Raw genomic sequence first — 20,335 nt, forward strand, 5'->3', positions numbered from 1 at the left:
CCTAGAGCCAGTTAACGCGGATACAGATATTGAATGTTATCAGTATCAAGGTCAATACCTTGGAGTTGCCAATTAATCTGCCATTCTTGGTCATGCCAAGTCATTTGAGTAAGTTGGGGTTGTTGCCAATGCCGCATTAATAAGGTATTGGAATCATCATACAACGCAATTGGACGTAAATCGGGATCAATCAGGCTATTCAATACAAGTTTGGATTCAAACGCGTCATAAATACTGATCCGCTGTTGATCTGAAATATGCCCAAAGCCAACTGCTAACCAACGACCATCAGGCGACCAAAGAAATGGGCTTTGAGTATAGTATTCATAGCTTGATGGATCTAATCGATACCACTGTTGTTGCTCCAGTTGATACAACCCTGGATAATGACCACCGTTTTCAGTATCTGGCAACATTACAGCAAAGCTATTGTTAAAAGGCGAAAAGCTCAATCTACTTAATGCTTCAAGCGGCAGAGCAAATTGATGATTTCGCTGATCGTTTAAATCAAGGACTTGCATAAGGACACCTTGATCGGTCAGCCTGAGCGGATACAAGAGCCAGTGTTGATTTGGCGAAACGAGAATTTTCGCTACAATCGGTGAGGAAGCTTCAGGATACACAGCCAAATTAATTGGAACTTCAGCAATTTTTGTCACCCCACCAAAACCAAACCCAGGATACCACTCAACTTCCCAAATAATATACTGAATATTGGTGGTTTGAAGAAAATAGATTGCACCAACTTTCCAAGCAATCGGTTGGGCATATTCTAATTCGGGCCAAAGGTCTGAATCAAATAATATTTGCCAGTCACCAGTCAAACTATTAAATTCGATTAATTGACTAAACCCAGTAAACTTATTGCTACTACTGACACGTTGATGCACTACCGCTAACATCGATGCTTGATTGGGATGATAAATCGGCACAAATTCATCAGCCTGAAGCGGTTTTGGGAATTTCCAATAAGCTCTCTGTTGGGTAATGGGATCAAATAATTGCCAGCGTTCTGGCTGCGGGTGTTGCAACAAGAGTGGAGCCTGATTATAGCGCGGGAAAACGCGTACAACATCAGCTGCAACAGGCAAGGTTTGTTGATTAAGATCAATTCGTTGGATATTGATTGAACTAGCAGTCAAATTACCAACCAATGCAATTGAATTTGTCATTGGAGCTTCAAGCATTGGTGATGGGGTAAGAATTATCTCCAGATCGTTAGCAACAGGAACAATTGGCTCACCACTCAGTTCACGCATCCAAACAATTGTATACCCAACTATTTCTGCGGGTATTACCACATCGGTTAATGTATTAGTTGCGCTATTCCAACGCAGTAATTGGGGTTCTGGTTGATTTATGCGCGTAATCAGCCATTGGTCAGCATGAGTACTAGGCACAGCCCGACTATTGTAGCCATATTCAAGCCTTGCCTTGACTTTTCCATCCTGAATTGAATACAGCAAAAACGTAGGACTATGATAACTTTGAATTAATAACGCTTGCTGATCATTGGAAAAGAGGCCAACCTCAATTGAATCGTCAACTGGTTGAGACAAATCCACGCTTCGTTCAACCTCAGTCTGCAGATCAATCAATGTCAACTGGGTTGGTGAACGAAATAGTCCAATCGCATCACTTTGACTATCACCAACGAGTACATTATGGAGTGCTCTGCCAAAGTTCTGATAACTATTGGTTTTGAGGTCAATACGATAGAGTTCTTGATTGTTTATAAACCATACTTGACCTGTTTTTGTTAATAAATCGGGAACGGAAACTACCGACAACTGAAACTCAACCATTGGGGTTAATACCTGAGCATCAGCCAGCCGAAGATGGTGGAGTTGCCAACTTTCATCCCCATACTCATGCAAGACATAAATCCCTGTCGCTGTAACATCAAGAGCTACCAGAGGATCAAAACTATCGGCAGGTATTTCAAACGACCAGCGGAGTTCGCCAGTTGTGGTAGCCAAGCCAAGTAGCGTCTGATCACGTTTAATAATTAAGGTCTGTTCAGCTTGAAGGAGTATCGTGGAATTTACGCTACCAGAATCAACAGCCGCAATTGGCAAAACTCGTCCATCTACAATCCGCACCAAACGATCAAACTCTGCATCTTCTGAATGCAACAAGGCATACACGGACGAATCAGGATTAAGGATTGGCTGTGTCGCATCATCAACAAGCACTGGCTCACTGTTCGCTTGCGGCGTAGCAGCAACCACTTGAATTGGTGGTTGTTCAAGGATTGTGGTTGGAAACGGCGCGGTAATGATCGTAGCGCTTGAGTGAATGCTTGGCGTAACTGAGCCCAGCAAAGCGACCTCACTGGGGTTTGGGTTGGTTTCATCAAGGCTACTTGGCATGAAGGTCAATACCAGCATCAAGCCAATTAACCCAACTGCGCCCAACACGGGCAAAAACCGCCACCAATTCCGTTCAGATTTGGGTGTAGCCCGCTCACGACGTGGCTGCATACTCTACTTCTCCTACAATTAATTATTTAATCCACGAAGAGCACGAAGGCGCTAGAGATCAGGGATCAGAGGCCAGTAGTTGATTTATAAAACGTTGAAAATACGAAAAATGGAACCGCGAAGAGCGCGAAGTAAGATTTGGTTATCGGCTATTGGCTTTGGGTATTCCAATCAATCTCCGATAGCCCTAAGCCGATAACTTCACATCCCTCTGCGTTCAAATTCTGGCCCCTAGCCCCTGATCCCTGACCTCTATGCTCTCTGTTCTTCCAATCATATTCCTTCGAACAAATCGCGTTCGTAACCGTTGGGTTGCGGCATAACTCGGCTAAATTGTTCGCGACCAAGAAAGCGTTGGCGCAACAGGCGTGGCAATTTGAGGCTTAGCCCTATTTGGCCAAGCTGGCTACGATGAGCCTGCCAAGCAGCAACTTTTTGGTCAACCACACTCGAACAATCGATGCTGGCGGTTGGCGGGTTCACTGCTTCTAAAATTTTCACAAAATCGATATCGCCATTATTGCCGCCCTTACGTGGGTCGCGGCCTGAAAGTCGCCACAAACGCAGCATCATTTTGATCAGTAAGGGATTAAAGGTCGAATAGTAGAGTTTGCGTGGTGTCCAAGTTGGCAAGCCTGCATCAAGTTGCTCAGGCAGCCATGATCCATCGCCCGCCCGCGCAAAGGCCAAATGCGTGGCATGGTGCATGGCAATATGATCAGGATGGCCATACCCACCATATTCATTAAAGGTAATTACAACCTGTGGCTGAATTGCGCGAATGGCGGCGGTAACTTTGGCGGCAACAGCTTCGACCGGGGCTTGTACCAAGGCTTCGGGGTGCTCGTTGGCTGGCGTATTGGGCATCCCCGAATCACGATAATTTAAGAAATGATAGGCCGCCAAGCCCATAGCACTTGCTGCATCACCTAATTCAGTTGAACGCAAGGTCGCAATATCGCCGTAGCCTTGCAATAAACTTGGGTCAACATCACCAGCCTCGCCACGGGTTGCACAAATATAATGCACACTCACGCCATGATGGGCATAGTAGGCGATCGTGCCAGCATTGCCAAAACTCTCATCATCGGGATGAGCATAAACAAACAACAAACGGCGGGTCATTGGCGCAGTATTCAGCCAATGCGATTCAATTCCATAGGCGCGGAGATCGCTGGGAAAATGCATGGGAACGGCCCTCACACAAACAAAGAGTATGGTCTGTCGGTTTTCGCTGTTTGTCAAGAAGTTGGCACATTTAGCCCATCGACTTATACCAAGCCTATAGTATACTTAACCCACTACGTTCTGCGAATACCTAGCCGCATTGCTGCCCAACATCGCTCAACCACGCTAGTCTATCTATGGTGAGAGTTATGCACTGGCGCTCGTTTATTCCACGCACATTAGCCGATTCCCAATCACGTCAACAGTTATTGATTGTCATGCTCAAAAGCGTTTTTTGGGTCTTTAATCCTATCCAATTGATCTTGAGTTTCACCTCGACAACCACGAGTTGGCCGCGCCTATTGTTGCTAGCAATCGTCAATCTGCTTTGTGGCGGGATATGGCTCTTAGTCAAACGAGACAAGCTGGATCTGGCAAGCAAGCTGTTTGTTGGGTTATTTTGGTTGTTGTTTACTGGTCTGATGTTGAGCACTGGTGGCATTGCTTCACCTTCGATTATTGCCTATTTTTTCGTCATTTTTACGGCTAGCTTTTTGTTGAGCGAACGAGCGAGTCTGATCATCGGCGGTCTGAGTTTGGCGGCAACATTTGTGGCCGTGCTACTTGAGTTGAATCAGCTTTTACCAGCCTCAGTGCTTGTGTATACTCCAGTTTCGCGTTGGCTTAGTTATAGCTTTTACTTGGGCATTATGCTGGTATTTCAGATGGTAAGTGGGCGCTTGGTCTATAACGCTTTGCAAAAAGCCCAAGCTGAATTACACGAACGTCAACGCATCGAAACAGAATTACGCCATTCTGAAGCCCAATATCGCCTCTTGTTCGACACCATCCCAATTGGGATTGGCATGGCCAAACTTGATGGCACGGTCATCGCGATCAATCCAGCTGGCAGCCAAATGATGGGCTATAGCCATGCCGAATTTATGCAAATCAAACTTGAACATTTATATGCCGATCCCGATCAACGGGCTAGTTTAATTCAGCAAGCCCAGCAAACTGGCAAGATTCGCGATCGCGAGATGGCTTTTCGCCGTAATGATGGCCAATTGGTTTGGGCCTTGGTCAATGTTGATCTCGGGGTAATTAATGATGAAGTAGTGACGATTGCCACATTGCGCGACAACACCACCCAACGGGCAGCGGAACAAGCCTTGCGCACCAACGAAGCGCGTTTTCGAGCAATCTTCGAACATGCAGCAATCGGGATCGTCTTAATTGATAATAATGGCTTGGCCTTCCGCGCCAACCCAACTGCCTGTATGCTGCTTAATTTTAGCGAGCAGGAATTGCAACAACAGGCCTTTGTCAACCTTACCCATCCCGATGATCGCCAATTTGAAATCAGCTTAAATCAAGAACTTCGCGCCGGATTATGCGATTCGTATCAAATTGAGCAGCGGTTTATTCGCTCAGATGGTGGGGTTGTTTGGGGACGATTGTGCGCATCGTTAGTGCAGGATGCTGCTGATCAGCCACTATTTATGATTGCGATGATCGAGGATCTTAGCTCGTATAAAGATACCCAAGCCCAACTTGACTTGCAAATGCAAACTTTGACAGCGCTTTACTATAGCTCGCAACGCTTAACAACCAAGCTCAAAGTTGAGGAACTGGCCCGCGATGTGGCTGATAGTTGTGTCAGTATTTTTGGCGCACAACGGGCTTGGCTCACGCTCAATCAGGCTGATCAGCTCAAGTATCACGAACATAACCCTGAACAACCCTTGCCCAGTGTTCACATTGAGATTGAATCGGCCCAACCCACCACCCGCAATGGCCCAATTCGAACCATGGCCTTTCCATTGGTCAGTCATAACCACACCTTTGGGATGCTCAATTTGCAGAGCAATCAGGCCGATTTCTTCCAAGCTGAGCGCAACGATATGCTGCAAACCTATGCTAGCCAAGTCGCCGCCGCTTTGGATAATGCTTTGATGTTCCAACATTTGCAACAGATCAACCGCGAAGTTACCAGCGCCTACGATATGACGATTGAAGGTTGGTCTCGCGCCTTAGATTTGCGTGACCACGAAACTGAAGGCCATACCCAGCGGGTTACCTGGATGACCGAACGGTTGGCCGCTGCGATGGGTCAATTTAGTGCCGAAGAGTTAATCCACGTGCGGCGGGGCGCTTTGCTGCACGATATTGGCAAAATGGGTGTGCCCGATGCAATTTTGCACAAGCCTGGGCCGCTTAACGATGAAGAATGGGTAATTATGCGGCGGCATCCGGTATATGCCTACCAACTGCTTGCGCCAATCGGCTACTTACAAGGCTCGCTCGATATTCCGCACTATCATCATGAACGTTGGGATGGGGGCGGGTATCCCAAAGGCTTGCAAGCCGAAGAAATTCCTTTGGCGGCACGAGTATTCGCCGTGGTTGATGTCTGGGATGCCTTACGTTCTGATCGACCGTATCGCAAAGGCTGGACGGATCAGCGGATTATGGACTATTTGGCGGGCGAGGCGGGCAAGCATTTTGATCCATTAGTCGTTGAAGTATTTTTGCAATTGCTCACGACCATGACGATTGCTGAGGTTCGTAATCCAGTTAATGAGGCTTAAAAAGCAACATGTGAGCTAGCAAGCTAGTTTTCCTTTGAATGAGTTCATTGGAATTAAAAAGGTTTATGTTCCCTCACCCCCAACCCCTCTCCCACGGCGGCGAGAGAGGGGTATTGCAACCTTCATGATGAGATGGTTCCCCCTCGCTCGCTGGGCGGGAGAGGGGGCTGGGGGGGTGAGGGATTGTTAATATGAACTAGTCCAATCCTGTTGCCTGAACATTTTAGCCTAAGGCTTCGAGCAAGAGCGCTGCTTCATCGGCGCTAATCTTGCCACTTTGTACCATCTTCAGAATTGCCAAGCGTTCTTGGGTTTTATCGACGGCTGGCGTTTCGGCTGGGGCGGCGGTTGCAGCTTGGGCAGCGGTGGCTTGCTCTGGCGAAATCCGCACGGTATCGCCAGTGTAGGCCACATGTTGGCTTGACGATGAGCCATCATCTTCGCTGATCGACACCCGATGCGGCGCATGGGGTGCGGCTGGCGGCGCAGGCGGTGCTGGTGGTGCTGGTGGGCGGGGTGCATTTGGGTGAGCAATATTCTTTTCGATATTACCCAAAGCTTGACCAATCGCCTCGTAAGCACGGCTAATACCTTCATCAGCAGCCCGCTTGGCTTGCTCTTTCAAACGCTCAATTCGCTCTGGATCAAAGCGATATTCACGTTCGTTGATCCGCACGCTCATTCGTTCGGCGGCTTTAGCAGCCCGTTCAGCGGCGCGTTCAGTCGCTTGGCGAGCGCGTTCAGCAGTGCGTTCGCCCTTGCCATCGCGCCAATCGCGGCTCATTTCACGGAATTGGGAAGCAATATCGCGGCCCATCGAGGCTAGATCATCGGTGAAATCGCGAATGGCTCGGTTGAAATCGTCATTATTCCAATTCCAGTTAGCGCTCCAGCTATTCCCACCAACGCTCTTGGATTGGCTGGCGGCTCCGCCGCGAATGCTCAAATCGCCTTGAACATTCAATTCTAAACGAGCCGTGCCCGTGCCCCAAGTCAAGCTAATCGAACCAGGCTCGCGATCGCCCATACCTGAGACATCGCCTTGCACAAAGCCATTGACGCTCAAATTAGCATCGTCAGTAACTTCTAACACCACATCGCCATTGGCACTAGCGCGATACACTTGCTCAGGGAGCCAATTGATGCCCAATTTCAAATCGCCATCAACATGAATTGGCGCAAGGCTTTTGATCGCGCCACGCAGCGTAGCATCACCACTAACACGGGTAATTGCTACATCGCCAAACAAATCGCTCGCACTCAAATCGCCATGCACATTGATGATTGTTAGATTTTGGGCTTGGCTAATTTTGGCATCGCCATTGACATTTTTAATCACCACAGTATCAGTGTTCTCATAGATTTTGAGATCGCCATCAAGGTTGGCAAGGCTAAGCTTGGCGCTTTTAGTAAAGGAAGCATCGCCGTGCACCACATCGCCTTCAAAGGTTTGCACATCGCGGGCGCTAATATCGCCTTCAATTTGGCGGGTATGCACAGCGCTCAATCCTGTCAGATCAAGATCGCCATGAACCAGATCAAGGGTCAAAACTGTGCCATGGGGCAGGCGTAATTCCAAATCATCGGAGCAGCGCTCGATCGAGAGGTGGCCTTCTTGGGCACGAAAACTAATACTATCTTCATCAACATCAAACCAAGCTTCGGGCAAATCGTGGGCAATTACCCGCAAATTACCTTCGCAAATGCGGACCGCTACGGTTGGATTCATACCGACATTAATTCGTTGTTGCATCGTCCAAACTCCTTATTCAACCACAATTTCAATGCGTTCGCCGTCTTCGAGATCTTCCATATCGACAATTTTGCCAGTCATGCCGCCGCGAATTGCCTCAAGCATTTCATCGAAGTTCAGGGTTGTATGCTTGTTGGAAGCAAAACGAGCGCCGAGTTTCAAGCCAATGCTAATCAAGCCAACCGGAATATTGACATTGATTTTGTGATGGTTGGATTTCAAATCGGTGACCCGAATCCGAACCCACTGGGCACGCACTGGGCGGGAAACGCGATTGTTTGGCTCCATCACGCCCAACAAACGCGCACCTTCTTCGGCAGTCAACTGGCCATTTTCAATCAGGCGCAAAATGCGCATGCGTTCTTCGGTTGCCATTTGAAATACCTCCCTAGCCTTGCAACAGTTTGAGTGCTTCTTCCGCACTCAGTTCGCCTGTTTCAAGTTGACGCAACACCTCACGCGAATCAGGGCGCGTGATTGAAGGCGGTGCACCTAAAGCGGCGGCAATTTCGTCCATACGCATACGAGCAGTGGTGTATGAGACACTCAACGAAGTGGCGACTTGGTTGACATTGCCTCGATGTTGTGCCAAGAGTTCCACAAAGCTCAGTTGCTCGCGGGTCAAGCGACCCAAGCGTCCTAGAGTAAATTGGCCTTCAATCGCCGTGTTGCAAATTGCACATTCCAAACGGGTACTGGTTAGTTCGCCCGAGCAAACCGGGCACTGAGTCAAGATAGGATTCATCAATACCTCGCGAAGTATCAGTTCATCTGCTAAAAAGTGTAACTTAAGTTGATAATAAATGTCAATCTATCTTATATTAATTTTAGATTAGAAATATTCTGCAAAAAAGAGCTGCTGCAAGCCGCTCCGCAGCAGTCGGCGAATCGGGCAGCTTGCTGATGTTTGCTAAATACAGGTTGGGGAGATGCTGGGAACACTGGCAAATGAGAGGATTTATGCTTTAGAATAAGCTGATTCAAGCAAAAGGAGAGCTAGATGAGCATGAATAGTCTGTATGACATTGAGGCTGAAATTACCTTCGAAGACGAAGACCCTGAACGTGCTCTGCTCATGGCATTATACTTCACTCACGGCGAATTACATTTTAGTCCCGACTCCTATCAAGGTTGGGACATTCGCGTCAGTGCAGATCACAATCGCATGTTGTTGCCAAGTGGGGCCATTCTGGCCGATTTTTGGTTTCTCAACCCACACTATCAACTGGGAGAAATGGCAGTTGGTAGAAAGTTTTGGATTCGTTCAGGGCGACGGCTTGATGGTACAGGCCATGTGACCCAGATGTTGCATTTAGAGCAAGCTGTTCGCGCAAAAGCAAAGTATGATTTGCCAGTTGAAGTCACATTCCTAGAAATGCCAGCCAATAACCCAAGCCAAGTCTATTCATTATTCTATGGCAAGCATTTGAACGATTATGATCTGCACAATGGCTACATGAAACTCGCACAGGAGCAAGCATCGATCATAACGAAGCAGCAGTATATTCCAGTAGCATTCGAAATCGAGGCAAGTAGCCTAAATCAAGCTGCAAGCAGCAATCAACATTGGCTTGCAGAACAACAGCAATGGATGATTACTGAAAATTATGCCAGTAATGCGGCATTTCCTCGAATAAATAACCCCATTCTGGCCAAAGGCCAAGGCATTCAGCTGCTTGAAGATAAGGGGCGATCGGTTGTAGCAAACTTAACGATTGAGGCCAAGCAGCTGGCGCTATTTCAAAAGGCCTCGCATAAGCATTATGGTTTTGTCTACGGCACGCTTTTCAAAGGTGAGAATTACGAATTGAATGGTACTGAACGGCTGCTACTGCTTGAGGAAGGCCAAACGGTTACGATCGGCCAGCCTATGCGCGGCCATCTCGATTTGCATGGCATTAAAGAACATATCAAAGCGTTGCCACGAGGCTCAAAATTCGTGTTGCGGATTGCTGATCAGACGATTGCCAAAGGTCGGGTGGTTTAATCATTTGGCAATAGCGAGAATAGTATTTCTACATATTTTGGAGCAACAATGACCCATGAACCTTGTGTATTTGCCCCATTACTTGTATTCTCTCCTGACACTCAATTAAGTGCCTTACTGGCAGTTATGCGCGGTTATCGTTCGCCGCAAGGTGAGTGGCTAGTTGGGCAACTGCATCACCATGACCAAGCCTTGATGAGCCAGTTGATTATTGCCGATAAAACGATGGAAATCGAAAGCGAAGGCTACCTACTTGAAGATTCCGCTGATCCTGAGAACCAGCGCTACCGCAAGCAGTGGGAAATTATGCACAGCCTTGTGCAAGCGCACCCTTGGACAGATGAGCAGCGTTTGGATTTGGTCAAGGATTATCAGCAGTATCAGAAGCGCTTTTTTGGTACACTCGAAGATGAATATGGCGCGAATGCGCATGAATACACTGAGGCTTGTGGCTACCTTTTGTACAATTTGCTCTCAGTCCGCGACTTAATGGATGCATTGGGACCACACTGTTTTGCAGATGACCCAGCGCAATGGCAAATCGAAGCAATCATGCTCAATCTTGCCTTGACGATTGCCATGCCCAAAGCATTTATTAACGAATTAGAATCGATTGATACACCGAGAAATCCAAATTTGATTTATGATCCGCATCGTTATTGGTGGCGCTATCGCGAAGGCTATAGCAACCTAAATTGGCTCACGGAAATCTTATTTCAGCCAGATTAGGCTTTATATATTTTCGATTCAAGCCATGATTTGGATTGATCACCACCCTTCCGTCGAACCTCAAGGCGGGAGACGCAGGGGCTTTAATCCCCTGCACCCCTCAAGGACGATTGGTGGTTGGCAGGCAACGTGCGATAAACTTAACGAGTTTTGTACGCAGCGAGGATTCAATGCTACTGATCGCTTACCCCTGACCGCTAGCCCCGCGTGCCACCTGCAAACGCGGGGTTGGCTGGCGGCTCGGCAGTTGGCTTAATACGATGCTAGCCAGCACCACCAACGCGCCCAACATTTGCAACCAACTCAGGCGTTGATCGAGCACCAACCAACCTAGCACGGTTGCCGAAACTGGGCTAAGCAAAATCAAAAACGACATGGTGGAGGTTTTCAGACGTTCGATGCCGCGAAACCAAAAGAGATAGGCCACGCCCGTGTTGACAAGCCCAATCAGGCCAAAACCCAGCCAATTGCTGGCGGTAAAAGCTGGCGGTGGCCCTTCAATCAACAAAGCGATCGGCACAATCATCAGGCCACCAACCACCAATTGCCAAGCGGTGTAGGTCAATAAGGGCACTGGCCGACCCCAATGTTTGTTCAAGGTAATGCCCACGCCATAGAGCATCGCGCCACCAAAAGCTGCCAGCATGCCCCAAGCATCAAGTTGAGCCTGTGGATTGAGTAGCATCATGCCAACCCCAACCACACCTAAACCAGCCATCAACAGCAAGCGCGAAGTGACCCGCTCTTTGAGCACCACCCAGCCCCAAAAGGCCACGATAAACGGCTGCAATGCGCCCAAAGTGGCGGCAATCCCGCCAGGCAAGCGGTAGGCGGCAATAAATAATAATGGGAAGAAGAAGCCAATATTCAACGCGCCCAGCACCAACGAACGCCACCACCAAATGCCCTTGGGCAATTGCCGACCCAAGGCCAAAAAGATCAAGCCAATTGGTAAGGCCCGCATCACGCCCACCAACAACGGACGGTTGGCTGGCAGCCACTCAGTAGTAATGACATAGGTTGTGCCCCATAAAATTGGAGCAATCGCGGTCAAGAGCATATTCCATAGTCGTTGCATCGCCGCTGCCTTCGCTAAATCCCATCAGCACTATCTAGCGACAATCCTGATGGGATTGATAATTTATCTTGACATCAAGATATAAGTAATTTATCTTCATGTCAAGTATCTTTATATCGAGACAGTTTTATGCACAACGAGGTTAATAGTTTTTGGTTGAGTGCCTACGAGAACGACTGAACTTCGATCTTCCTTCAATTAGCTTGATAGCATATTCGCGGTTCAGTTGCCCAAACAGCCTTCCAGCAATTCAGCGGCTTGGGCTTATGTCGCCACTCCATAGATCGTCAGCCAATCGAGAACCTGGCGAATACTCCCAATCGCAACCGCAATACAGCTATCGGCAGCTCCATAATAGACATGCAGGGTATCGCCATCAGCTAGGACGGTCACGCCACAGGGGAAAATCACATTGGGGACATCGCCATGGCGTTCATACTCCGTATGCGGACTCAAGACCCATGGTTCGCCACGCCGCAGACAGCGCTCAGGATGTTCGGTATCGAACAGGGCTACGCCAAGCCGATAGAGACAACCACCAGGAGTCATCCGAACGCCATGATAGATCATCAACCAGCCTTCCTCGGTGGCGATCGGCGGTGGTGACAAACCAATTTTGTTGGCATCCCACCATGCGCCTTTACGGGCCTCAAGCATGCATTGGTGCTGGCCCCAATGGCGTAAATCAGGTGAGAGCGACATCCAAATATGCGACCCTTGTGCGCCAATCGGGCGATGAATCATCGCCCATAAGCCGTTAATCCGAACGGGAAAGAGCGCAGCATCTTTATTTTCGGGCTGCATCACCACTCCATAGCGAGTAAAGGTCTTGAAATCGGTGGTTGTTGCCAAGGAAACCCCAGGCCCACCAGTCGCATAGGAGGTATACACAACCCCATAGGCTGCTAATTCCTCAATATAGGTAATGCGCGGATCTTCAATCCCCCAGCGTTCTTCGGGATACTGCTGTGGATCAGGCGCAAAGGTTGGGTGGGCATCAATTTGCCAATGATCAAGCCCATTGGCCGAGCGAGCTGCACAGAAATGCGAATGCCCACGCCGATCTTCAACGCGGCATAACAACAAGGTTGTGCCATCGGCGAGCACAGTTGCACCAGGGTTAAACACGCTATTAATCGGGTACGGCCAATCGCTTGCTTGTAAAATCGGGTTGGCTGGATGGCGTGCGAAGAGATCGAGTCGATTATGTTGCATCATCATTTATTCCAGACTGTCTCGCCATGAGACACTACAGTGGCCTTAATGAACTTGAATCACGTGGTGGAATCAAATCTGCCCGAATGCGCGGTGGTCGGGTAACGCTGGCTGAAGTGTTTTCCGCTGTTCCGCGCCTGATTGGTGGCGTAAGTGTTTGAATCGTCAATCGGCCAATTAAAAATGCGAGGGTTGATTCGGCCCCCTGATTTTGATTAATCCGATCAATTTCCAATCCATCAGCACAGCCACCGGTGCGCTGATCGTAGAGCGCTACACCCGCATCGTTGTGGCCGAGAAACCAATAAAAGGCATGCTGGGCTTCATCGTACCAACCTGAATCGCCTGTGCTTTCAAAGGCTGCACATGCTGCTAACACGGTTGCCTGAGCCTCAATTGGCTGTTGATCATAGTGTGCTGGAGCTTGCCCACGCTGGAAAAAACCATTCGAACCAATTGGTTTGAAATGTTCAGCCTCAGGCCGCTGGATCGCACAGAGCCAGGTCAAGGCCGTTAATCCAGCCTCAACCATATCTGGGCGCTGAAGGGTTTGACCACTGACAATCAACGCATGCGGCAGAACCGCATTATCATAGGTCAGATGGTCATCAAACCATTCCCAATCAGGCTGATGCGCCGCTTGAAAGCGGGACAATAATTGTTCAGCGAGTTGCAATTGGCTGGCCATAACCGTGCGATCACCAGGAAAGCGTTGACGATAGGCAGCGAATCCCAACAATGCTAAGGCCCATGGCCGTGGGTGGGTCAGCTGAGACACCGCCGGAAGCGCAAAACGGAGGAGTCGTTGCGCAACGCCGCACAAGCCCGGATCATGGCTCTGTTCAAGCACTATGCCAAGTGCCCAGATACTGCGAGCATGGGCATCCTCCGAGCCTGTCGCCTCTAGCCATTGCCGATTTGCTCCCATAAAGTTGCGAAACCGTTGGGTAGCTGGATTAAAGGCATACCAGAGAAACGCTAAATAGCGCATTGCCAAGCGCTGCGCCTGTGGTTCTTGGATAGGGTCGAGCAGCATCGTGGCAATCAAAGCCCGCGCATTATCATCGGTCGCATAGCCTTCGTGATGATTGGGAATATTCAAGATCGCATGTTGGATCAAGCCCATATCGTCGGTCATGGCGATCAGATGATCAAGACATAACGGCGGGATGATCGGTGAATCAGGCATGATTGGTTGATTGGCTAGCACTAGCACTGGATGGAGTGGGTGCGTCCGTGCCTGCACAAAACTCTGCATATAGTGCGTAGCAACAACCGACCAGAGCATCGTGCGCCCACGTTGATAGGCCTGTTCGCGGATGGTTTGACGCAGCTGGGGTTCGGCTAAAAGCGTGTTAACCTGCTCAGCAAGCATCGCTGGATCATGAAACGGAACCAGCATGCCACCACCATGGGCCAAGAGTTCGGTTGCATACCAATAGGGTGTCGAGACAATCGCCTTACCAGCCCCAATCGCATAGGCTAAAGTACCCGATACGCTTTGTTCTTGGGTATGATAGGGTGTAATATACACATCAGCCGCACCCATATAAATTGCTAAAGCGCTGGAACTCACAAATTGATCGTGAAACCGCACATGCGCTTGAATTCCAAGTTGCTCGACTAAGGCTTGAAGCATCTCCCGATAAGCCTCACCAAAGGTTTGACGAACGGTTGGGTGGGTTGCCCCAACAATCACATAGAGCACATGCGGATGCTGTTTGATCAGGGACGGCAAGGCATTCAAGACATCTTCGATACCTTTATTTGGCGAGAGCAAGCCAAAGGTAAGCAGAACCTGCTTGCCAGTCAGATTGGCGTGTTGTTTATCCTCATAGCCATCGCGAAACGGCAGATCAGGAATGCCATGCGGGATACAATCAATCTGAGCCAATGGAATGCCATAAATCGTATGGATTAAATCGACTGCATGCGAACTCATCACGATAATCCGTTGTGATCGTTGAGCAAGCTCCCACAGAATCGTATGTTGATCAGCGGTTGGTTCGCGTAACACCGTATGCAAGGTGGTCACAATTGGAATTGTGATCGCACGAATGAGCAAGAGCAGATTACGCCCCGATGCCCCACCAAAAATCCCATATTCGTGCTGAATACACACAAGGTCATAGGAACTCAAGCGGATAAAATCGGCAGCTTGATAATAAGCATATGGGTCATCCTGATCAATCGTAAAGACAACTGAATCAGGGTAGTCATAGCCTGCAGGCGTATCATTCATGGCCATCACCTCGATCCTGCTCTGAGGATACGCTTCAAGCAAGGCCATGCGTAAATCGGTGGTATAGGTTGCAATGCCACACTGGCGTGGAGCATAATTCCCAATAATTAAGATTGAGCGAATCGATGAATGACTCGGTGTAGGCATGCCACACCTCCTGTACTAACTGGAAGCAATCACCCTGCCAGAGCGGCATATTGTGGGTGGCGCAATGTTTCAATCCGTGGCAAAAGGTTATCAAGCTGATGTTCCCAGCCCGCATCCCAAGCCCGAATGGCGGCAATCACCTGAACTGGTGGCGTAACCGTGCGGGCGGTCGGATGCCAAGCCTGATAGCGAATAGCAGGTGGGAGCAGCACCCATTGACTAAAGTAGCCCAATAGATAGCGTAAAGCCATAAAGCCTGTCCAGCCTGCAATCGCGTTCCCGTGCATCAGAGGACTCATCCAGCGCTGCGTGAAGGTGCCAAAATGATTCGGCTCAGCAAAGGTCAGAGGATGGATCACCAGCGGATGATCCTGCTGACTAAACCCAAACAATAGACAACGCAGGGCATTGGTAACTGGAACGGGATGCGGATAGGAATCAATCCCAACCTGAAAATAGTGCTGATGATCGGGTGTAAACCAATGACTATCCATTGATAGCCCCTTTCTTAAATGATCGGGAGCGTCATAGGCCGCTAGGGCATGCGCAGGTTAGCAAGCGGGAAAACCTGCAAAATACGAGTGGCAGGAATTCCAGCGGCGATTAAGCTCCTAGGAATTCCATGGATCGTGTGATCACAATGAATCCAAACGCGCTCATCGTGATAGGCAATATGCACCAGACACTGATGAATCCGATGTTGGCCATGCCAACCAGCAACCACCACCAGGTACTGATGTTGCTGGCGATCAAATATGGTTTGCACCGTGCATGCGCCCAGCGTATCAGGACATGGCATGGCCATCAGGACGGTTTCGATGAGCGTGGTGGGCGAAAAGGCCACCATAACGAACTCCCTTCCGGAACAGCCGTTGGGTTAGCGAATGGACGGTTTCGATGGCAGCGGATCATCTGGCCATTGATTCCAATGGGTGGGGGGGTGGTTGTAGAGTGTGCGATACTCATGATATTGGAAAGCAATGAACCGCAGCGCTAACTCACTCAGCATGGTGAGAACGATCGCCATGAGCATGTGCCACACGAGAATGTTCAGCCCACCAATCGTCAACTGTGGTTGGGGGCTAGCACTCCCCAACAGCATCAGCCCACCAATCAGGCTCAGCCAGAGTAGAACATAGCGTTTTTTCATAACGTGCTCCCTTGAATACCAGCAATGTTGGGATAGTTCACCAGCATTGATGCAGTATGTTCCGGTAGGCGGGTTGGCCGGACACTACAGGGAAACTGGATAGTGATGGTTGTTCCATGATCAACCGTGCTGGCGATCGTAATGCTGCCCTCGTGTTGCTGGATGAGTTCTTGAACAATTGCCAAGCCAAGTCCTTGACCAATCCTTGCCGCCCCATGAGGATCAGCTGTGTCAAAAAATGGACGAGAAATCTGCACCAGATCATCGGCGGAAATTCCTACCCCATAATCCTGAATGGTTATCTGCCCATCAGCAGCGAGGGTGATGGTAATTTCACTATGCATCCCGCTATAGTGCAGGGCATTGAGCAAGAGATTCTGAAACACTTGGACTAAGCGACCATAATCGCCATCAACCCATACGGCTACATCGGGGACTCGCAGCACTAAGAGATGCGAAGCTCGCATTCCTTGCATGGCTCCAACGACCGTTCGCAGCACCGCACTTAGTTCAAGCGAACGACGCTGAATCGGCCCCAGATTGTGAGTCATCAGCGTGCTATCAAGCAGCGTTGGAACCAATCGTCCTACATGAATCGCTTGCATCCGCATCGTATTAATCATTTGCCGTTCGCGCAGGGGAATTCCGCCCCATGTGGCAACCCGTCGCTCAAATAGATCAATATAGCCGAGCAAAATACTGATGGGCGTTTGGAGTTCATGAATCGCTATTGTTAGATGATGTTCAATCTGATGGGTTGTATCAAGCGCCACTGCCAGCGTGCTGGTGAGGGTTTGGACATGATCTTCTGCCGCTAATTGAGCAACACGGGCAAACCCATAGTCGAGTGTCCGCTGAAAAAGTGCTGGCGTAAGTTCATCGTCGAACAACGTGGCATGAACCCCGACGTGCAGCATAGGGATCAAGGTGTGATCATCGGTGTTTGGGGCGGAGAGAATGAGTGGATAGGTTGATGCATGATCAGACAGCGTTTGGATGATCATGCCTGTATTATCCATTAATGGAAGCCGCACCAAGATAGCATCGATCCGGCGAGTTGCCAGCATACTCAGGCCATGGTGGAGGTCGGCTACCGCAATCAGGCGATACTGGACGGTTTGAATTGCCGTGATGATCGACGCAATGAGGGGGATGCCATGCCCATCATGGTCAATTAATAAGATCTGCATCCCATTCGGCTTCATCAAAATGTCCTATCTCGCGGCGCAGCCAGCGGGTTGATTGAACGTGCATACAGCAACAGGGGTGCATACAACAACAATTAATTCCAAGCCATCCCTATGTGGATGACTCGGAGCTTGATGACGTATCCCTTTAAGTACATGCCGATGCAACTGCGCGTCACCATGCGGGATTTTTGTAGGCGTAAATAACCAATCATTGCAGCTATCCAGCGACCATTACGCTATGGTAGCGTTTTCGCCAGCAACAATGATGGTGTTCAACACACCGACAATCATTAACATAAATCTGATAGTGAAAACTCGGAATGATAGGATAACCAAAATAGTTATCGAGTGGGGGATATGGCCGAGTTAAGAGGTAGGTAGGTGAAATACAGTTGATATACTTCACCTACCTAGTATAGCACTATCGCATGATAAACACAACGACAGACGCTGATTGGAATCGCTTCGTGGTGATACTTATGACACGAACAGGGTCTAAACTGGCTGATTAATCAATCATCGCCTCGCCATAATGCCGATGAAAAAGGGTCAAAACATCAAAAGAGACCTTTTTTCCTGAAAGTTTGGGGGTATTCGTTTCAAGGGTGGCGGTGCGCAGGCTTGTGATCGTGCTATTGGTAATTACAATCGATGGGTCATCAAAGTTAAAGACCACCTTGCCTGGCTCAACATCAGCATCAGACTGGATTGTGATAGCCACTGATGCCCCCTTACTTTTTGCCGTGGCTTGCGGCAATGGCAGCGGCATATCCCATGTTTCGTAATGGAGCGTTGGGGAAGCTACCTGCCCAATTGAATTTGCTTCAAGATAAATATAATCCATACTGACAACGTTGGGTTTTAAGCCACTGCTATAGCATTCCGATGCGGCGAATCCGGCAATTAAGGGCATTTCATGATTCAGCAAAACAGCTTCGGGAAAATAGATTCCGCCAGCCGAAGAATTACTGGTAAACAGTCGGCCTTCAGTCGCAAGAATCATAATTAGGCCATGACCATCGCTCGTGCCATTGCCAAAGGATGTTTTACTGCCAACTGTGCTTGGAAATACCGCAAGTTTGCCCAATGGATTGCCACCAGTCACGCGAATGGCTTCGACAATCGTCTCATGCTCAGGAATATAATTAAGCGCAACCGATTCACGCCCATTACTGAGGATGATCGGCACATGAAACGCGCCACCTTTATCAACGATTGGTTCGGTATAGCCAGGGATAAGCTTAAAATCTTGGTCATAGCTACCAAGATCAATCGCATAGGGCTTATCAAACGATTTTCCGCCATCCGATGATCGCAGCAGGGTTGGAACTAATCCACCTGCAGTAATCCGATCAACCCGTGCCAGAATCTGTTTACCACTAATGCCAAATGAGATCCCTCCACGGATTTCGCCAACATCAAGGCCAACTTCTGGTCCCAGTTGGCCATCAACATACCGCCGAATAAACAGGCGACCTGTATTACGGCATTTATAACTCAGCAAGCCGAATGGTGGCGGGGCGGTCGCAACATGCCCAACCGCAACTTGGCTCAAGCCGAAAAAGGGAAAATCAACTTCAGACGATTCGGTATTAACCAATGTTCCATCGAGCCACAATTGTAGACCTTTAGCACTGCGCGTAATCCACGTTGCAACGATTGTTCCAGTAAATTTGTTCAAGGTAAGATGATAGCGCCAAATCTCACCCTCTGCGATGATGGTTCGCTCAAGTTGTGGAACGTAGCGCATTGCAGGGCTGAGCGAGGCCGCCGCTGCGGCAGGGTTTGGGCCAATAAATTGGCTCAAAATCAACTGCCCATGGGCTTGATCAGCCTGCGAATGTTCGACATGGGCCGCCCACGTTATCCGACGATTATCATCGTGGGTAATACAGACTTGTGGTCCTAGGAAATAGCGCGTGCTATCAAGCTGATTGGTCACAATCTTGGTACTATGCACGGTTCCTTCCAAAGCCCAGTTGCGTGCGCTAATCTCAGGCGGAATGATTACCCCATCAAATACGGCATCTCCATGATGCGCTGCACGTTCAGCATAATGATGCGCCGTTTGGATGGTTTGTTCTGAACGATGGATGATACGCATAGGGAAGTTCCTCCATAACCAAGATACGCCACAACCCATTCGCCCATCCAAGCACAGCGTATGGTCTCAAACAGCTGATCTGCGCTGCTATCCAATAATTCAGTACTTGGTTGGGCAAGGGTTTTCGGTGGTGGATCTGATGAGCATCGTAGAGCTTTGCGGGGTGTGATCCCACCCATAGATTGGGCGAAGCACACCAACAACTGAAGAAAAGTGTGGGAAGAATAAGTCATCAGGTGGCGATGACATAGGAAGCATGCGGCTACATTCGAAAGAGTACGCTCGATAAATGGCTCTGTAAAGTCCCTATCCCAATGGGAGAGGGATCGATATCAAGGAAGCGGGTTCAGACGTGATTGTTGAGGCGAAACGGAGACTGTACAATAGCGTGTGTATTTGGTTCCCAACCCAAAGACGAGCATTTCCAGAATAGGCTTGTAAGGGGATACCATGCCACGAGCAAAACACAAACCCGCACCAACGACCGCCGACCAACCCG

Annotated in this window: 16 protein-coding genes; 3 read left to right on the forward strand and 13 right to left on the reverse strand. The window is 49.1% G+C overall.

What is annotated here, in order from left to right; genetic code table 11:
- Positions 1-11: 11 nt before the first annotated feature.
- Positions 12-2,483, reverse strand: coding sequence for a hypothetical protein (locus ABEB26_RS24170; protein ID WP_345724660.1), 2,472 nt, complete (start codon positions 2,481-2,483; stop codon positions 12-14).
- A gap of 273 nt (positions 2,484-2,756) precedes the next feature.
- Positions 2,757-3,671: a PIG-L family deacetylase gene (locus ABEB26_RS24175; RefSeq protein ID WP_345724661.1), complete on the reverse strand. Its 915-nt coding sequence runs from the start codon at positions 3,669-3,671 to the stop codon at positions 2,757-2,759.
- A gap of 188 nt (positions 3,672-3,859) precedes the next feature.
- On the opposite strand from ABEB26_RS24175, the gene ABEB26_RS24180 reads away from it, so the two are divergent.
- Positions 3,860-6,241, forward strand: coding sequence for a PAS domain S-box protein (locus ABEB26_RS24180; RefSeq protein WP_345724662.1), 2,382 nt, complete (start codon positions 3,860-3,862; stop codon positions 6,239-6,241).
- 223 nt (positions 6,242-6,464) lie between these two features.
- On the opposite strand, the gene ABEB26_RS24185 is transcribed toward ABEB26_RS24180, so the two are convergent.
- From ABEB26_RS24185 to ABEB26_RS24195, 3 genes are read right to left on the reverse strand one after another with little or no spacing between them, the layout of a single operon-like run.
- On the reverse strand, positions 6,465-7,994 hold the full coding sequence (locus tag ABEB26_RS24185) for an SHOCT-like domain-containing protein (protein WP_345724663.1): 1,530 nt from the start codon (positions 7,992-7,994) through the stop codon (positions 6,465-6,467).
- A gap of 12 nt (positions 7,995-8,006) precedes the next feature.
- Positions 8,007-8,369 carry an SHOCT-like domain-containing protein gene (locus ABEB26_RS24190; RefSeq protein ID WP_345724664.1) on the reverse strand — a complete coding sequence of 121 codons (363 nt, stop codon included), beginning with the start codon at positions 8,367-8,369 and terminating at the stop codon, positions 8,007-8,009.
- A 13-nt stretch (positions 8,370-8,382) separates the two neighbouring features.
- Positions 8,383-8,739, reverse strand: coding sequence for a DUF2089 domain-containing protein (locus tag ABEB26_RS24195; RefSeq protein WP_345724665.1), 357 nt, complete (start codon positions 8,737-8,739; stop codon positions 8,383-8,385).
- Between the two features lie 255 nt (positions 8,740-8,994).
- On the opposite strand from ABEB26_RS24195, the gene ABEB26_RS24200 reads away from it, so the two are divergent.
- Both ABEB26_RS24200 and ABEB26_RS24205 read left to right on the forward strand, forming a co-directional pair.
- The gene (locus tag ABEB26_RS24200; protein WP_345724666.1) at positions 8,995-9,981 is read left to right on the forward strand and encodes a hypothetical protein; all 987 of its coding nucleotides are present in this window, start codon (positions 8,995-8,997) and stop codon (positions 9,979-9,981) included.
- A gap of 48 nt (positions 9,982-10,029) precedes the next feature.
- The gene (locus ABEB26_RS24205) at positions 10,030-10,710 is read left to right on the forward strand and encodes a hypothetical protein (protein ID WP_345724667.1); all 681 of its coding nucleotides are present in this window, start codon (positions 10,030-10,032) and stop codon (positions 10,708-10,710) included.
- Positions 10,711-10,894: 184 nt separating this feature from the next.
- Here ABEB26_RS24205 and ABEB26_RS24210 read toward each other — a convergent pair whose 3' ends face one another.
- The 8 genes from ABEB26_RS24210 to ABEB26_RS24245 form a co-directional block, all read right to left on the reverse strand.
- Positions 10,895-11,788: an EamA family transporter gene (locus tag ABEB26_RS24210; protein WP_345724668.1), complete on the reverse strand. Its 894-nt coding sequence runs from the start codon at positions 11,786-11,788 to the stop codon at positions 10,895-10,897.
- A 264-nt stretch (positions 11,789-12,052) separates the two neighbouring features.
- Positions 12,053-13,009: a glycoside hydrolase family 130 protein gene (locus tag ABEB26_RS24215; RefSeq protein ID WP_345724669.1), complete on the reverse strand. Its 957-nt coding sequence runs from the start codon at positions 13,007-13,009 to the stop codon at positions 12,053-12,055.
- Positions 13,010-13,037: 28 nt separating this feature from the next.
- Complete coding sequence (locus ABEB26_RS24220; RefSeq protein WP_345724670.1) at positions 13,038-15,392, reverse strand: glycosyltransferase family 4 protein; 2,355 nt, start codon at positions 15,390-15,392, stop codon at positions 13,038-13,040.
- 29 nt (positions 15,393-15,421) lie between these two features.
- Positions 15,422-15,886 (reverse strand): hypothetical protein, encoded by a 465-nt coding sequence (locus tag ABEB26_RS24225; protein WP_345724671.1) that lies wholly within the window; start codon positions 15,884-15,886, stop codon positions 15,422-15,424.
- 41 nt (positions 15,887-15,927) lie between these two features.
- Positions 15,928-16,239, reverse strand: a complete 312-nt coding sequence (locus ABEB26_RS24230; protein WP_345724672.1) for an element excision factor XisI family protein — start codon at positions 16,237-16,239, stop codon at positions 15,928-15,930.
- Positions 16,240-16,269: 30 nt separating this feature from the next.
- Entirely contained in the window at positions 16,270-16,542 is a 273-nt protein-coding gene (locus ABEB26_RS24235; protein ID WP_345724673.1) for a hypothetical protein, read from the reverse strand.
- Entirely contained in the window at positions 16,539-17,747 is a 1,209-nt protein-coding gene (locus tag ABEB26_RS24240) for a sensor histidine kinase (RefSeq protein WP_345724674.1), read from the reverse strand. The genes ABEB26_RS24235 and ABEB26_RS24240 overlap by 4 nt, the downstream gene beginning before the upstream one ends.
- A gap of 493 nt (positions 17,748-18,240) precedes the next feature.
- Complete coding sequence (locus ABEB26_RS24245; protein WP_345724675.1) at positions 18,241-19,836, reverse strand: hypothetical protein; 1,596 nt, start codon at positions 19,834-19,836, stop codon at positions 18,241-18,243.
- Positions 19,837-20,335: the final 499 nt, after the last annotated feature.

The sequence above is a fragment of the Herpetosiphon gulosus genome, from assembly GCF_039545135.1.
GTDB classification, from domain to species: domain Bacteria; phylum Chloroflexota; class Chloroflexia; order Chloroflexales; family Herpetosiphonaceae; genus Herpetosiphon; species Herpetosiphon gulosus.